The organism is Arcanobacterium ihumii (assembly GCF_900604515.1).
Lineage (GTDB): Bacteria > Actinomycetota > Actinomycetes > Actinomycetales > Actinomycetaceae > Arcanobacterium_A > Arcanobacterium_A ihumii.
In genome coordinates, this window is sequence record NZ_UWOS01000001.1 from 728,528 (window position 1) to 744,640 (window position 16,113).

Consider the following 16,113-nt stretch of genomic DNA (forward strand, 5'->3'; position numbering starts at 1 on the left):
TGATATAAAACCGTATGCTTTCCAAGGAAACCACAACACGCTTGATTATATGCCATTAATTTTCTGGCATTCCATTCATTATTTCGCCTCTTAGTGAATTACTGAAAACTTCCAGTTGTCCATATGCATTCCACTCGCACACATATTTCATAAAAAGATACCTAACCTACCGTTAAAAGAAAACTGTGGCGAGTGGCCACCATTGAACCGTCGTCAACAATAGATAGATGAATACTCCGCTGAGCAAGAACGCAAGGGCAACAAAAACCCAGAAAATCCAGTATCCACGGCTTGGGGTAAGCAGGTGCAAGATAACGCGAGCACCATCGCGTGCCTGGCTCCCGAACGGTCTTAACCACGCCACAAGGAGTATTGCTGCTAAAGCAACAAGAAGATACGACTTCGGCAATTGTTGTAGGTTCTCATGCAATATGAAGTGCACATATGCAAAAACACCAACTGCCGGAAGCGCCACAGACAGCGCGCTTCGAAGAATCCCTGCAACGAGCGTGAACGGCAGACCAAGCATCGCGATCGACATATCCGAACCGGATTGCCGGCCACGCCGCATCCGCCGCCACAAAACCTTTTGACGCACAGCACCCACAGCATCGCAAAATATGAAGAGCACAACCGCCACACCAAGCCCAATAATCGGCGCTTGGACAGCTAAAAGCGACGTGGCACCCCACATAAGAAATATAAAAACCCTGAAAGTTGGAAGCCGAGCCGGTTCCGCAGGTGCTTGAAATGGATTATTCAGCCCGGGAACAGTTGTGTACGGCATAACGTGCGTCGGTTCTTGCCTACCCATCCTCTCACTACAGTGCGCATTAGGTATGATTGACGGTGGCATCTCCACAGGCGTCTCCATCACCTGAGTCGCATCCGGGAGCACCATTGTTCCCGTATCGCCGCCACCAAACTCCAGACCTTGGCTCAAGATCTGGGTTTCACCAGCGTTTCCAGGTTCAGATCCAACGCCGAACATCTCAGTCCTACCAAAGTCATGATCATCTTCACCTAGGTTTTCATCCGATACAACAACGGTTGCATCATCGTTACCTACAAATTCATTATCGCCTGCGAAATCGTCGTGACTCTCCAGGTCAGTGCCAAGCACCAACTGTGTCACTTGTGTCGCATCCTCATCTGGCACAAAACTAGGCAAAACCGTGGCGGGAAGTGCACCACCGGCGTCGTAATTATCAGAACGCAACCCGATCAACGAGGCATTCGCTAGGTCGCGAACAACCGAAAGTAACTCGTCAAAAGAAAGGCGACGGTTCGAATCAGGATCGAGGGCCGCTGAAAAAGCCAGCCTCAACGGTTCATCAATCCCAGCAAGGTCAGGAGGAAGGGACAGCACTCGATGCATAACGACTGGCGCGGAGCCTTTTCCGAACGGCGGGCGCCCCGTTGCAGCATAGGCAAGCACCGCAGCCATTGCCCACCAATCCGCCTGAGCGTCAGGGGAAGCTCCGCGCAATACACGTGGATCACAATATCCTGGAGTATGGGCTAGGGAGCCCGTCTGGGTCAGGCGCGTATCATCACCGGTCTGAGCTATACCGAAGTCGATGAGCACCGGCCCTTCAGGACCAATCATTACATTCGAGGGCTTGAGGTCACGATGAAGAACCCCGGCTTCATGGATAGAGTCAAGTGCATCAGCTAGCTCTTCTCCGAGTTCAACGAGGTCCTCACCCGAATAAGCGCCTTGTTCGCGAACATCGGCTTCGAGGGTTGGGCCGTCTACCAACTCAGTAACGATGAAGATATCGTCGTCGTCAATTTCTGCGTCAACTACTTGGGCAACGTATGGGCCGTTGATACGTCGAAGCATCGCGACTTCGCGGCAGAGGCGTTCACGCGAAGATGGGTCGGCAGCAATAGCTGGATGGAGAAGCTTGAGAGCTACGCGGGCGCCACCAGCATCGATAGCTTCGTAGACGGAGGACATGCCGCCAAACCCAATCCGTTTGACGATACTGTATCCGCCGATTTCGTTTCGCTGACGCATTTCCCTCCCATGTTCTAACAGTTGCTACGTGAGCGGAGACTGCACGCCTTCCCAAAAGTATCTCGCAAAAACACCGGAAAATGCGACATCTTCCTATTTCTTCAAACACTAATGCCCTTCGCAACATCGCCCTGCATCAAACAAAGCGAAGCATTGGGCTTTTACTCGAAGCAAAAGCTGGCATAATCACTTACATTTTTTACATTCGTGAAGAGCAGTTTTGTATTTTTCCCCACAATTGCCTCGAATTGTGTAAGAATGAAGCCTGTGGGTCTTTTCGACTCACAGTGTTAGGCAACCGCCTCGCACCTTTCACTCGGATCGTCCGGCACGTACCTGCCGGTGAAGGGAATATCATGGCTACAGTTACGTTTGAAAATGCCACGCGTATTTACCCGGGTTCAGAGAAACCCGCAGTTGATTCATTAAACCTCGAGATCAAAGACGGAGAATTCCTAGTTCTCGTTGGACCATCGGGTTGTGGAAAATCCACCTCCCTTCGTATGCTTGCAGGTCTCGAAGATGTCAACACTGGACGTATTTACATTGGTGACCGCGACGTCACCGACGTAACGCCAAAGGATCGCGATATCGCAATGGTTTTCCAAAACTACGCGCTCTACCCGCACATGACTGTCGCCGACAACATGGGATTCGCACTCAAAATTGCAGGCGTTGACAAGGACACCATTCGCGCGCGCGTTGAAGAAGCAGCGAAGATCCTTGATCTAACCGAATACCTGGACCGCAAGCCAAAAGCGCTCTCGGGCGGTCAGCGTCAGCGTGTTGCTATGGGTCGTGCCATCGTTCGTAAACCCCAGGTCTTCTTGATGGACGAACCGCTCTCCAACTTAGATGCTAAGCTCCGTGTTCAGACTCGTACCCAGATTGCTTCACTTCAGCGTGAGCTGGGCGTTACCACCGTTTACGTTACCCACGATCAGACCGAAGCTCTTACCATGGGCGACCGCATCGCCGTCCTCAAAGATGGAATCCTTCAGCAGGTAGCAAGTCCAGATGAAATGTTTGCCCGCCCAGCTAATGCTTTCGTCGCAGGTTTTATTGGTTCTCCTGCCATGAACCTTGGCGAATGGCGCGTTGAGGGAACGAACGCTGTATTCGGCGATGCAAAGCTCCCCCTGCCAGCACCTATCCGCTCGGCGCTCACGGCGGAAAACGCGAAGGCTGTAACAATCGGTATGCGTCCAGAAGCGTTCGAAGTTGTTGGAACGGTAACGGAGAATTCAATTCCGCTTGAAGTCACCTTCGTCGAGCACCTCGGTTCAGATGCTTACATCTACGGAACCGTGGTCGGAGCAAGAAATGAAACTACCCGTTTCGGTTCTGGAGACAACTCCGAATCCATGACCGTTCGCGTCACTCCAGAGAACGTTCCAGCCTCAGGTGATGTCATTTATATTGTTCCACGTGAAACGCATATCCACTACTTCTCAGCAACGACCGGAAACCGTATCGGAAACTGAGTAACAGCACCTATAATTAAGGGGCACGGATTTTTCCGTGCCCCTTTTTCTGCCCACATTGCTGCCGCAGTATTACCACTAATGCGCAGTCACACGACGATTTGAACGGAATTAGATGCGTAAGGCTCTCAAGATTACGTCAGCCGAGGTCGAACCGGCGTTGCTCGATCTCCCCTGGAGCATCCCGCTACGCGAATGGCCGGACGACATCATCGCCGCCCTTCCCCGCGGAATCTCGCGCCACGTGGTCCGATTCGTCAAGCTCGGTGGGCAGATACTCGCCATCAAGGAAATCGGCGACGCAGTCGCTCATCACGAATACGAAACTCTTCGTGACTTGAACCGCCTCGAAGCTCCTTGCGTAGAACCGATGGCCGTAGTTACGCATCGCTACGACACCGATGGCGAACCTCTTAACGCAGCCCTCGTGACTCGTCATCTCTCTTTCTCTTTGCCTTATCGCGCCGTTTTTGGGCAGTCAGTTATTCGTCCAGAAACGGTGAATCGCCTGATCGACGCGCTCACCGTTTTGATGGTCCGCCTACACTTGATCGGTTTCTATTGGGGAGACGTCTCACTCTCAAACACCCTTTTCCGCCGCGATGCCGGAGAATTCGCCGCTTACCTTGTTGATGCCGAAACCGGTGAACTACGCGAACAGCTTTCAACTCGGAAGCGTGAATACGACGTCGACGTAGCACGTACCAATATCATTGGCGAGCTACTTGATCTCCAGGCAGGCGGTGTGTTGGATGAAGACTTTGACTCCATCGCTGTGGGAACTCGATTCGCCAATCGTTACGCCTCACTCTGGGAGGAGCTAACTTCGGAGGAGTCATTCAATATCAACGAACGCTGGCGCGTGGACAACCGCATTCGCCGCCTCAATGAACTTGGCTTTGACGTTGCCGAGTTATCGATGACGGCTGATATCTATGGCACTTCTCTTTCAATCAAGCCGAAGGTTGTGGACGCTGGGCACTATTCGCGAAAAATCATGCGCCTCACCGGACTTGATGTTGAAGAAATGCAGGCAAGACGCATGATGAACGATATTGAATCGTATCGCGCGCTAACTGGAAATTCGCAGATGCCTCTATCTTTGATCGCACACGAATGGATGACGACGATCTTCGAGCCTACTGTTCGTGCTATCCCCCACGAGTTGCGCGGAAAATTGGAGCCAGCTCAGCTTTTCCATGAGATTTTGGAGCACCGCTGGTTTATTTCTGAAAACGCTGGTCATGACGTGCCAATGCAGGAAGCTGTGCAGTCTTATATTGAGCACGTCCTGAAAGATCGCCCTGATGAAGTCGCACTTCTTGAGCACAATATTTTCGATGACGATTTTGACGACGACTGGTCTGGCTATATGGCCTAAGAGTCAAGAACTATATATTTTTTATTGCACAGTGAAAATCAGTCACTTTTATATCGATCGAAAATGAATTCAAAATATATCAACAATTGCAAAACAATTGGTACACTTGATTAAGGCATTACATACATAAAGGAGTGTTCTAATGTTGTCTTTTTTTGCAGGACCGCTAGCTACGATCGCAATCATTTCTAATATTGCAATACCTGCTGAGCCTTCGGAAACCTCGAATCCACCTATTTTAAACACAATCTTAACCTCTGTAAATGACAGTCCAGACTTAAACGGCTCTGATTCGATTGCCAGCAATTTGGCGAAGCTACGCCCTGCGGGATCAATAACTCCTTACGCAAAAGTTATGACACCTCACACCGATGGTGGTAGCGGACTTCACTATATTCCTAATTACCCTCGAGTCTCTCGCCAAACTGGATGTGCAAAAGCACAACATGGCCAAATGATATTTTCAATCGCCTGGAGTGGATTAGTCTGTATACCTTTCGGTATCGGTACAGGCGGATTTGGATCGTTTGCTTGTGGTGTCGTTGGATCTGCCATCACTACTTATCTCCCTTGGAATAACATATGCCGATGAACTCAAAACAAACCTTCGTTAAGTCTCTTAGAGGAGTCCTATTCTCCCTTTGCTTCATTGCAATAATATTTATGATCGGCGGTCTCAAAGGACTAACAGCTACAGAAACAGCACAGTCCTACTTTCCTTCAATCGTAATATTTGGGGTTTTAGGGATCATCATCCCTTTTCTACCAAGTTCAGAGAAGCAAGAAAAAGGGAAGAATTTCCTGATTATATTTGCGATTTGCGCAGGGCTAGCTTTGCTCTTGATAACAGGATTTGCACTATAGCTAAAACAAGGGTGGGGTGGAAAGACCTGAGTCTTTCCACCCCACCCTTGTAAAAACCGGAAATTTTTAACAAAATTAGTTTTCGCGAAGCTCAGCAATAAGTAACTCCGCAAGCTGAATGGTGTTGAGAGCAGCACCTTTACGTAAATTGTCACCAACCACGAAAAGTGCGAGACCCTTACCTTCGTCAATCGACTGGTCTTGACGAACGCGGCCAACGAGGCAATCATCAATGCCTGCACCAGTAAGCGGTGTAGGCACATCAACATACCTAACACCTGTCGCTTCTTTGAGCAATTTGATAGCCCGATCAGCTGAAATCTCCGAAGCAAACTCGGCATTAACGCTCATTGCGTGCCCTGAAAATACTGGGATACGAACACATGTGCCACTCACAGCAAGCTCAGGAATCCCAAGAATCTTACGCGACTCGTAGCGGAGTTTCTGCTCTTCATCGGTTTCATAGGAACCGTCGTCCACTAAATTTCCTGCAAAAGGAACCGCGTTGAAAGCAATCGGCGCAACGTAGGGTGAAGTATCTGCGGGCCAATCAATCGCGTGTCCGTCAAGCGCAAGTTTTTCAAGGTCAGGGTTCGTTGCACCAGCGCGGGTTTGATCCGCGAGCGCACGCACACCTTTTACGCCAGAACCTGAAACCGCCTGGTAAGACGAAACCGTCAAACGCACTAGCTTTGCGGCGTCGTGAAGTACTTTAAGCACCGGCATAATCGCCATCGTTGTACAGTTCGGATTGGCGATAATCCCCTTGGGACGGTTCTGAAGATCCTGCGGATTTACCTCAGAAACCACCAGCGGGCACTGCGGATCTTTGCGCCAAGCAGACGAGTTATCCACTACTACCGCACCAGCAGCTACAAACTTCGGAGCATACTCCAGCGAAGCACTTGCACCGGCGGAGAACACAGCAACGTCAATACCAGCAAAATCAGCAGTGGCAATATCTTCAACTACTACATCTTTGCCTCGGAAAGATAGAATCGTACCTGCTGAACGCGCCGTCGCAAAGAAACGGACCGAATCGACGTTGACGTTACGCTCCTCAAGCAAAGTACGCATTACGCGTCCAACCTGCCCAGTGGCACCTACTACCGCAAGGGTTACATTCATCGCCCTGTACCTCCATAAACAATTGCTTCGCCTTCGGAATCAAGTCCAAAGGCAGTGTGCACGGCTCGAACGGCATCGTCAAGCAACTTCTGCTCCATCACAACCGAGATTCGAATTTCGGAAGTCGAAATCATATCGATATTGACACCAGTTTCTTGAAGAGCCTCAAACAGTTTCACAGAAACACCTGGATGCGACCGCATACCTGCGCCTACCAGTGAAAGGATTCCCACACCGTCGTCGCGCGTGATCTTTTCGAAGCCGATTTTGCCCTGTGCGCCTTCCAGACCCAAAACTGCAGCGTCCACATCTGCGATCGGAAGCGTAAATGAAATATTCGCAACGCCTTCGAGGTTCGTCGGGGTATTTTGAACAATCATGTCAATATTGACGTCTGCTTTAGCAACGACTGCAAAGAGTTGAGCTGCCGCACCCGGGTGATCAGGAACCCCCACAACCGTGATTTTAGCCTGAGACTTATCGTGGCTGACTCCTGAAATAATTGGAGCTTCGTTCTTTCCTTCGAGGTATTTACGCGAATTTTCTTCCACGATCCAAGTTCCTTCCTTGTCAGAAAACGACGAACGCACATGAAGAGGCACGTTGAAACGTCGCGCATATTCGACGGCTCGCAGATGCAAGATCTTTGCTCCGTGAGCTGCCATTTCTAAAGTTTCTTCGAAGCTGAGTGCGTTGAGCTTATGGGCACTTGGCACTACGCGCGGATCTGCGGTGAAAACGCCGTCCACATCCGAGTAGATTTCGCATACGTCCGCGTTCAAGGCAGCGGCAAAAGCCACAGCGGTTGTATCTGAGCCACCACGTCCCAGAGTGGTGGCATCGTTATGGCGGTTCACTCCTTGGAAGCCAGCAATAATTGCCACTCCGCCTTCTTTGACGGTTCGGGCAATTCGCTCTGGAATCACGCCCACAATTGAGGCTTTTCCATAGGTGGAATCGGTGTGCAAACCAGCTTGCTGCCCAGTATAGGCAAAGGCAGGAACTCCTAATTCGTTGACGGCCATTGCAAGAAGAGCCATGGAGATTCGCTCACCCGCAGTTAAAAGCACATCCATTTCACGGGCGGGAGGCTTAGTTGAGACGGAGTTAGCCAGATCGATGAGCTCATCGGTGGTATCGCCCATCGCGGAAACAATAACTACTACTTGTTTACCTTCGTTATATGTATCAACAACGCGTTTCGCGACGCGACGAATCGACTCCGCATCGGCTACCGACGATCCGCCAAACTTCTGTACTACAAGAGTCACAGGCATCCTCCTCTGTCTTGCACACAATCCTAAAGTGAAGATCGTTAGGATCGTTGTGCTTTCCAATTCTTGGACACGCACGAAGCCGTGTTATTAATTCTTGGAAAGACGCCGTTGCCTAAGTTTCGTCCCTATTGCATGCTGGTGGGAGTGTGGAGACGTTGACGTCCCTCAAGAGCTCGCGAAATAGTAATTTCATCAGCATATTCAAGATCGCCACCAACCGGGAGACCAGATGCTAGGCGGGAAACTACCACGCCCATATGAGAAAGATTCAGCGAAAGGTAGGTTGCGGTTGCTTCACCTTCCACATTGGGATCCATCGCCAAAATAACTTCTTTGACTTCGCCCGATGCAAGGCGAGCATATAGCTCACGAATACGTAGCTTGTCTGGTCCGATGCCACCGATCGGATCAATGGCTCCACCTAGTACGTGATACCGTCCGCGGAACTCGCGCGCTCGCTCGATTGCAACAATGTCTCGCGACTCTTCGACCACGCAGATCACCGAATCCAGACGGCGTGGATCACTACAGATTCTGCAAATATCAGATTCGGTAACATTGCCACAGATAGAGCAGAACTTCACCTTCAACTTTACGGCTTGGAGAGCCTCAACGAGTGCTTGAACCTCAGTATCATCTGCCTCAAGCAGGTGAAATGCAATGCGCTGAGCACTCTTCGGTCCGACGCCGGGGAGCCTTCCAAGTTCGTCAATCAGATCCTGGACCGCCCCATCGTAAACGCCTGCCATCACATACCTGCCTCATGTGGAATTTCTTCGATAACCTTCGCATCAAACTTATCCAACACTACATTGATTCCAACCAAATTTGACTGTGATATCTCAGGGTCATCAAGCGAGACCTCATCCCACTCCGATTCTTCTCCCAGTGCTTCGTCCGACGCCCTGTTACGGCTAAAGGTAGGATGTTCTTGTGACGTTAGGAAAGTTGAGTTGGAAGTGCCACGATCTCGGAATACGCGCCCAGTGTCCTCATTCTGACTACCGCTATTTTGGGGTGTTACTCCAGCACTGTGATTAGCTCCTGAGCCCAAACCACGGCTCGCTGAAAATGAGGTTTCTACCTGAGAACTCCGAACAAAACTCGGTTCAAGTGGTGGAGGGGCTGGCATATTCTGGGCAAAGAATGGCACATTACTTGAGCTAGGAGCAGGCGACGTTGCTGATGCAACTTGAGGAGCCGGAGTAGCTTGAGCTGGTGGTAAAGGCGTAGACGTGACCTCTTCCTCCAAGATTTCCCCAACCCCGTCGAATGGAATCGTTTCCTCTAATTCTGCAGATTCCGCTTCATAGCTCAACTCCGAATCAACACCAAATCTCATTTCACGCAAGGAAACACCATCAAGCAGTGCTCCAAGCACACCTGCCGGATCACCGTTATTCTGCACCTGCGAACGGTCCAAATCGTAGATCGGATCTTCCTCAGGAATTTCCTCTTCTTCTAGGCCATCATCTGGCTCTACTGGAAGCGGGTAGCGAAACTCCTCTACCGATGCCGTAGCTCCGCTGGTAGCTTTCTCCCGCGGAGCATCATCTTTTGGGTGGCGATCACCGGGCGATTCCGAAGTCGCTGCCGACGCTGTTAAACGCTCTGGCGATATAAATTTTCCTTCACAACGAGTCTTCAACCCAGTTTCGTCGTAAACTGCATGAGCCAATGCGAAGATTGCCGGATGACTGAAATTAAATGCGTTCGCACTTTCATCATCGATAAATCCGACGACGATTACGTTATTTTCGAAGCTAACGGCACCTGTTGACGCCGCCATGATTCGAGCTGCTTCTTGGTTAGAGTTGGTCTTAGCGATGATCTGGTTCCACTTTGCCTGAATCTTTTCCAGTTCGGTACGTTCGACCTCCGGCTCAGGTTGGATGTCAGACTTCTCATCGGCTCGTTGAGACGATGTTAGGACTTGCGCGGATTGAGTTTGTACTGGGTTTGGGTCAACGCGTTCAGATATAGCAGGGTTAGTGTCCCCTTGTTCCGCTTGCGTAAGAATAGTATCTGCAGAAACTGGTTCGCTCTCCACAGAAGCTGCCTGCACAGGATCAGTCTGCCCCGGACCAGCAACCGGAGAGAATGAAGGCATCGGCCGATGACGCGGATCAGATACCGGTTTATGCGGATTTTCAGCAGCTTTACGCGCCGCAAAATTAGCGCTCTGACCTGGCACAGAGGTAGGAGCTGCTCCACTTAGCGAAGAACTATTTACAACAGAAGCTACTGGTGCAGACGATCCTGGCACAACGCCCGCCGATACGGGACTTGCAGGAACAGATGCAACTGACGCACCGGCGTCAGCCTGTGAAACAAGTAAACGCGCACACAGTAACTCAAGTTGCAAACGCGGTGCAGTTGCTCCTGCCATGGTGGTCAGTGCTTCGTTAACTAGGTCCGCGGACTTCGATGCCCGGCGTGCTCCAAGTTGCTGGGCCTGGTTAACCATCAAGGCATATTGGTCATCCGGAACCGAAACAAACACATCGTGAACCGATTCTCCGGCAAGGGCAATAATCACGAGGTCACGAAGTCGCTGCAAAAGGTCTTCCACAAAGCGTCGTGGATCGTGTCCGGATTTCACAACCGAATCGACCACACCGAAAAGTGCCGATCCATCTTGGTTCGCAATGGCATTAATAGTGTTATCCAGCAGATGAGCCGAGGTATAGCCAAGCAAGGCGACGGCTGATTCGTAGTCGAGCGTGACGCCGTCGGAACCGCCGATGATCTGATCGAGAACGGAAAGTGTGTCTCGAACCGAACCAGTACCAGCACGAACCACTAAAGAGAGAAGATTATGACCAGCGGTGATGCCTTCTTGGGCACAAAGCTGTGACAGGTAGTTTTCCAAAACGGGCGGCGGAACCAACCGGAAAGGGTAGTGATGAGTACGCGACCGAATCGTTCCGATCACCTTTTCAGGTTCGGTGGTTGCGAAGATGAACTTAACGTGCGGTGGCGGTTCTTCCACCAGCTTCAACAGTGCGTTAAAACCCTGATTCGACACCATGTGGGCTTCGTCGATAATAAAGATCTTAAAACGGTCACGAACCGGAGCGAACCCTGCTTGTTCGCGTAATTCACGAGCATCATCCACGCCTCCGTGTGAAGCAGCGTCAAGTTCGACGACGTCCAGCGAGCCCGAGCCATCGCGCGCGAGTTCTCGGCAAGATTCACATTTGCCACAGGGGGTGTCCGTTGGGTATTCGGCACAGTTCAAGCACCGAGCAAGGATTCGCGCCGAAGTTGTTTTGCCGCACCCACGCGGACCAGAAAACAGGTAGGCATGAGTAGTTCGCCCCGCTTCAAGGGCTGCCATAAGAGGTTCGGTAACGTGTTCTTGACCAATAACCTCTTGGAAATTTTGCGGTCGATAACGGCGATAAAGGGCAATACTCACGCCCTACAGTCTACTTCAAATCCCCCACGCTCGTTAGCCACGAAGGCCTCCTGTGGAGAAATCCAGAGCCCACCCAATCAGCGCAAAATCGTAACTTCGCGCTCAAGTCCAGTATCTACTGTGATATTTAGCGGAGACGGTTCCACCCCGTTACGTACCATCTCCCAACCGAGTGCGGCGATCATTGCACCATTATCAGTACAATAACGAATTGGCGGGATTCGAACTGTAATCCCGGCTTTACCAGCTAGTTCTTCAGCCAGAGTACGCAGACGTGAGTTAGCAGAGAACCCTCCACCTACCACCAAAGTGTCACAATCATTGAGTTCACAGGCACGAATTGCCTTTCCAACTAACGCATCTGCAACAGCTTCGGAGAATCCAGCAGCAATATCAGCCTTCGGAATTTCCTCACCGCGTTGCTCCAAGCCTTCAATATGGCGAGCAACCGCCGTCTTCAATCCAGAGAAGGAATAATCATACTGATGAAGCGCCTGGTTCTTTCCCGAGGTTAGACCGCGCGGGAAACGAATTGCCTTCGGGTCGCCTTGCTGTGAGAGACGATCAACGTGCGGTCCACCTGGGTACGGAAGCCCAAGGAGACGCCCAACCTTATCGAAGGCTTCACCAGCGGCGTCGTCCAAGGTTCCACCAAGTTCGACGACGTCGGAAACGATATTCTTGATCAACAACAGATGCGAGTGTCCACCAGAAACAACGAGCCCAACGAACTTTTCTGGGAAGTTGCCGTGCACGAGTTCGTCGACTGCGATATGCCCGATGATGTGGTTAACACCGTAGAAAGGCTTTCCAAGTGCTAGAGCGAGTGCCTTGGCGGCGGATACTCCAACGGTCAATGGACCAACGAGACCTGGACCGGCGGTAGCTGCTACTGCGTCGACGTCTTCCAAGGTCACACCCGCTTTTTCGAGTGCAGCATCAAGAGTGGGAACGAAGGATTCTAGGTGAGCACGCGAAGCGATCTCTGGGATAATTCCACCGTAGCGCGCGTATTCGTCCATGGATGTTGCGGTAACATCGGCAAGCAATTCGCCATTTCGAACCAGCGCCACACCGGTTTCATCGCAGGACGTTTCAATACCTAAAACAAGTTCATTCACGGAGTCCATCATAGTCGCCACTACAATCAGTAGCCAAGAGCGAAGGACGTGATCCCAGATGCAGGGGGACGGCTGGTATTTACATACTACAGTTCGTCGTCGAGATCCAAATCCTCATCAATAGAGATAGGCTCAGAAGAATTGTCAATATGTAAGGGGTCATTCTTGTTTTCAGGCTCTCGATTCACACACTGACGCACCCCATCGACATGCTCACTTAATGAGTTAGCAATGTTGGACCACATAGGATCAAGAATAAAATCGATACCCGCACGCCGCGCAAGTTTTGCTGCAGGAACAAAGTCAGAATCTCCCGAAATCATAATTATTTGATTAACATGACCACGTTCTGCAAGAGATGCAATATCTAGCCCGAGCCGCATATCGACTCCTTTTTGAATGATATCTAGGAAGAAATCGTGCTCTTTTAAGTCGGACAACTCTTTCTTACCTGACAATATTGCTTTGAGGGAAGCAGGCCGCAAGATATAGCCACTTTGAGACTCAAGCTCCTCCCCTCGCCTCAACGCAACTTTGCGTTTCTTCAAGAGTGCAACAAAAAATTCTTTCGTCCATCTAAACTGGTCTGTTTTCGCAAGATTGATATGCTTTTTCAGTAAGGGGTGGTAAATAACTTTTTCCGACGGCGGGCAATCATAGTAATAGATTCGATAGAGGCTACTGTTGGATTTCCTAACATTCCTCCTACAGTATTCAATAAGTTCATCCGCACGGGCGTCCAGACCCTTGTCACCGAACAATCAATAGGCGCGTTTGCGGTAGAAACCACCGTCCACGAATATTGCGGTGGTTACAGGCCTACGTAACACAATACTTTGGTTTCTACCCTCTCTATCGCTAGTTCAAGAGCGTAAAGTTCGAGAGTTATTCATCGTTGAATTCTCCTGCTCATATAGGAAAGGCTCTGGTCATCGGCATCATCCTTATAAATGGAGAGTCAACGGCCAGAGCAACTAGTCACAATAGTAATTCGAGAGAGGAAAGAAAGCAACCACTTAAACATAACACAGCACATAATCCCAGATACAGGGGTAATAAGTGTGACATATAAGCCTGAACCCCATACATGTGGCAGATATGGGACGCCCCACGCACCCGCCAGAGCCCCCGTGCCCTTGCTGCATTCCTGCCCTGGGGGATTCCGAGAGATGACGCCACGTGGGGAGTCGCTTCTATCCTAACGGAGTCGATGCAATTAACCAAACCTTAAACATGGACTAGATATGTGTTCTATACAGTAAAGACGGCTAACTGAGACACATCACACGACGTTCTTCCGCTATCCAATTTTCATAATTGGGTGAAAAACAAGTACACTGTTCGGGTGTGCTTCTTGTAAGCATCAAGGAGGTATCGCCTAGTGGCCTATGGCGCACGCTTGGAAAGCGTGTTGGGTGCAAGCCCTCGGGGGTTCGAATCCCCCTACCTCCGCCATCTAACGTCTCACAACATAGAGAAACTATGTTGTGAGACGTTTTTGTTTTGTTAGGCAATGCCTCACACAATCGCGAAGCTAAAGGCTGAAAGCGTGGCGCTTCGCAAGAAATAAACATTAAGGGCCTCTGTTCACAATCGATCGAAGACTGCGCACACCAGAGAAGAAAACTAGGTAAACAGCTTAGAGAATTTCTATAGCTCTGACTTTTATATCAATTAGACTCTTTCATATCACATTTTCATAACAGATTTACACACGATATAATGAACGAGAAAAGCCATTATATCTCTCGATCCAAAACTACTACCTAACCGGCAGATTAACGTAAAAAATTAGACTATTTTGATAGTCAAACGAACCACCTTAAAGACACTTGACGTTTTCATATCATAAAACCCGAGGAAAAAGGGTAAATTATGGATTACAGTTTACAAAAAGTTCTGGTACATTTAATAACAACAAAAACTCTGGTACCTGAGCGCGGAAATTACAATGAAATTATCTGAAATTCAAAAATCAATCCTCAATTATTTACAGCAGAAAGAAGATTGGGTAACGATCTTAGAGATTGCAGAGACGCTAGAAGTGCATCCTAATTCCGCACGTAGCGCAGTTACAAAATTGACCAATGGCGGTCTACTTGAGCGTAGTCAACATCGTGATGGTAAAAAGGGACGCCCTACCTTTGTCTTTCGGGCTCGCACTGGACGCTTCCCTGTTCTACGCGAAGCTATTGCAACTATCGAACACTCCACCGAACAAGAGAAGGCAATCGTTGAGGCTCTGATTAGCGGCAAGTACGAAGGAATTCTCGAAAACGAAGAAGAACTTATGCCGGCAATTATGGATTTCTTGGCTAAAATCGACATCGAATCCTACGAAGAAGACGGCAAGGTGTACGTTTCTTCATGCCCACTTCGTAACACCGAAGACGACATCCCGGGATTCACGTGCCGAATGCATCGCATGATCATACAGCAGGCAGTTGGAAAGCGTGGAACCGTTCTCCTGAGCCCAGTTCGGGTCGACGGCGAATGCCGTCTTTCCGTTCGTGAACCTCAACTATCTGAATGAACAAGTTCGTTTTCTAATTAAGAGAAGCTCGACTTTCTGCCTAAAAAATCTGAATGGGGAGAATGTTCACGGAAAATACCTCGTGCACATTCTCCCCATTTGTCTAAACACTAGGCTACATTTGTTGTGTGACTGAAAGACTTTCTGATAGCAAGGTACGCTCCGAGTACCGCCGCAAAATCCACGAACGCCAAGTTCTGCTCTTTGGAATCATCGGCGCGGTTATGGTTTTCCTTCTACTCCTGAACACTTTGTTCTGGACGGGCCTCATTCCATTTCCTTTTAAGCATGAGTTTTCGAAGAAAGAGGTAGCAACGCTCGTCTACCCGTGTTCAGATGAGGGTGCTAAACCAACAGAGTTAAAGAAAATCCCAGTTCGCGTATTCAATGCCAGTGGTAAGTCCGGCGTCGCAAAGACCGTGAGCGACGGTCTCAAGACCCACGAGATTCAGGTTTCATCTACTGCTAACTGGGACGGCGACTCCAAGGTCGCTGAGCCCACCCGCATCTTGACTGGCGTAGATGGGATTAACAACGCCTACACACTGCGCGCTTTCTTCCCAGATTCAAAGGTTGTTTACGACCCAACTTTGAAGTCTGAAATCGTAGACGTAGTCATTGGTGAAGGCTGGTCTGAGATGCACTCTCACCCGACGGAACAAGATTTCACTGATGCAATGAAACCTCAAGAGAAGTGCACGGATCCTAGCGACTTGTAGTCACCGAGATCGCAACACAACTTCTGAGTTGTTCTAACCTGAACGTTGTTTGAGGGTGTGTTGGGAGCTACCGATAAGTAGCCCCCAACACACCCTCAAAACTTTAGATATAAAAGCTGGTCATTACACAAACCAGTGGATGACCAGCCTTGAAGTTTCGCC

The 16,113-nt window shown here is 49.8% G+C and carries 12 protein-coding genes, 1 tRNA gene and 1 other RNA gene; 6 read left to right on the plus strand and 8 right to left on the minus strand.

Translation table 11 applies throughout. The features are described 5' to 3' along the window. Nucleotides 1–172 precede the first annotated feature (172 nt). Nucleotides 173–2,023 (minus strand): serine/threonine-protein kinase, encoded by a 1,851-nt coding sequence (locus tag EIH22_RS03260; protein WP_124054363.1) that lies wholly within the window; start codon nt 2,021–2,023, stop codon nt 173–175. Nucleotides 2,024–2,379: 356 nt separating this feature from the next. Between EIH22_RS03260 and EIH22_RS03265 the strand changes: the two genes are divergently transcribed. The 3 genes from EIH22_RS03265 to EIH22_RS03275 all read left to right on the plus strand — a co-directional run bounded on the left by EIH22_RS03265 (nt 2,380) and on the right by EIH22_RS03275 (nt 5,752). Continuing rightward, complete coding sequence (locus EIH22_RS03265) at nt 2,380–3,507, plus strand: ABC transporter ATP-binding protein (protein WP_124054364.1); 1,128 nt, start codon at nt 2,380–2,382, stop codon at nt 3,505–3,507. 115 nt (nt 3,508–3,622) lie between these two features. Further along, nucleotides 3,623–4,888 carry a DUF4032 domain-containing protein gene (locus tag EIH22_RS03270; protein WP_124054365.1) on the plus strand — a complete coding sequence of 422 codons (1,266 nt, stop codon included), beginning with the start codon at nt 3,623–3,625 and terminating at the stop codon, nt 4,886–4,888. Nucleotides 4,889–5,476: 588 nt separating this feature from the next. Then, on the plus strand, nt 5,477–5,752 hold the full coding sequence (locus tag EIH22_RS03275; protein ID WP_124054366.1) for a hypothetical protein: 276 nt from the start codon (nt 5,477–5,479) through the stop codon (nt 5,750–5,752). Between the two features lie 75 nt (nt 5,753–5,827). Here EIH22_RS03275 and EIH22_RS03280 read toward each other — a convergent pair whose 3' ends face one another. The 7 genes from EIH22_RS03280 to ffs form a co-directional block, all read right to left on the minus strand. Then, nucleotides 5,828–6,880, minus strand: coding sequence for an aspartate-semialdehyde dehydrogenase (locus tag EIH22_RS03280; protein WP_124054367.1), 1,053 nt, complete (start codon nt 6,878–6,880; stop codon nt 5,828–5,830). Next, on the minus strand, nt 6,877–8,151 hold the full coding sequence (locus EIH22_RS03285) for an aspartate kinase (RefSeq protein WP_124054368.1): 1,275 nt from the start codon (nt 8,149–8,151) through the stop codon (nt 6,877–6,879). The genes EIH22_RS03280 and EIH22_RS03285 overlap by 4 nt, the downstream gene beginning before the upstream one ends. A gap of 131 nt (nt 8,152–8,282) precedes the next feature. Then, a complete protein-coding gene (recR, locus tag EIH22_RS03290) occupies nt 8,283–8,906 on the minus strand; it encodes a recombination mediator RecR (protein WP_124054369.1) in 624 nt (207 codons plus the stop codon). Beyond that, nucleotides 8,906–11,578 (minus strand): DNA polymerase III subunit gamma and tau, encoded by a 2,673-nt coding sequence (locus tag EIH22_RS03295; protein ID WP_124054370.1) that lies wholly within the window; start codon nt 11,576–11,578, stop codon nt 8,906–8,908. The genes recR and EIH22_RS03295 overlap by 1 nt, the downstream gene beginning before the upstream one ends. A 77-nt stretch (nt 11,579–11,655) precedes the next feature. Further along, nucleotides 11,656–12,708 (minus strand): tRNA (adenosine(37)-N6)-threonylcarbamoyltransferase complex transferase subunit TsaD, encoded by a 1,053-nt coding sequence (gene tsaD, locus EIH22_RS03300; protein WP_124054714.1) that lies wholly within the window; start codon nt 12,706–12,708, stop codon nt 11,656–11,658. Nucleotides 12,709–12,785: 77 nt separating this feature from the next. Beyond that, nucleotides 12,786–13,247 (minus strand): NYN domain-containing protein, encoded by a 462-nt coding sequence (locus tag EIH22_RS03305; RefSeq protein WP_200829155.1) that lies wholly within the window; start codon nt 13,245–13,247, stop codon nt 12,786–12,788. A gap of 548 nt (nt 13,248–13,795) precedes the next feature. Then, nucleotides 13,796–13,891, minus strand: an RNA gene (ffs, locus tag EIH22_RS03310) — signal recognition particle sRNA small type. Nucleotides 13,892–14,066: 175 nt separating this feature from the next. Between ffs and EIH22_RS03315 the strand changes: the two genes are divergently transcribed. The 3 genes from EIH22_RS03315 to EIH22_RS03325 all read left to right on the plus strand — a co-directional run bounded on the left by EIH22_RS03315 (nt 14,067) and on the right by EIH22_RS03325 (nt 15,951). After that, nucleotides 14,067–14,154, plus strand: a tRNA-Ser gene (locus tag EIH22_RS03315). Nucleotides 14,155–14,650: 496 nt separating this feature from the next. Continuing rightward, nucleotides 14,651–15,232, plus strand: coding sequence for a helix-turn-helix domain-containing protein (locus EIH22_RS03320; RefSeq protein ID WP_124054372.1), 582 nt, complete (start codon nt 14,651–14,653; stop codon nt 15,230–15,232). 128 nt (nt 15,233–15,360) lie between these two features. Further along, entirely contained in the window at nt 15,361–15,951 is a 591-nt protein-coding gene (locus tag EIH22_RS03325) for a LytR C-terminal domain-containing protein (RefSeq protein WP_124054373.1), read from the plus strand. Nucleotides 15,952–16,113: the final 162 nt, after the last annotated feature.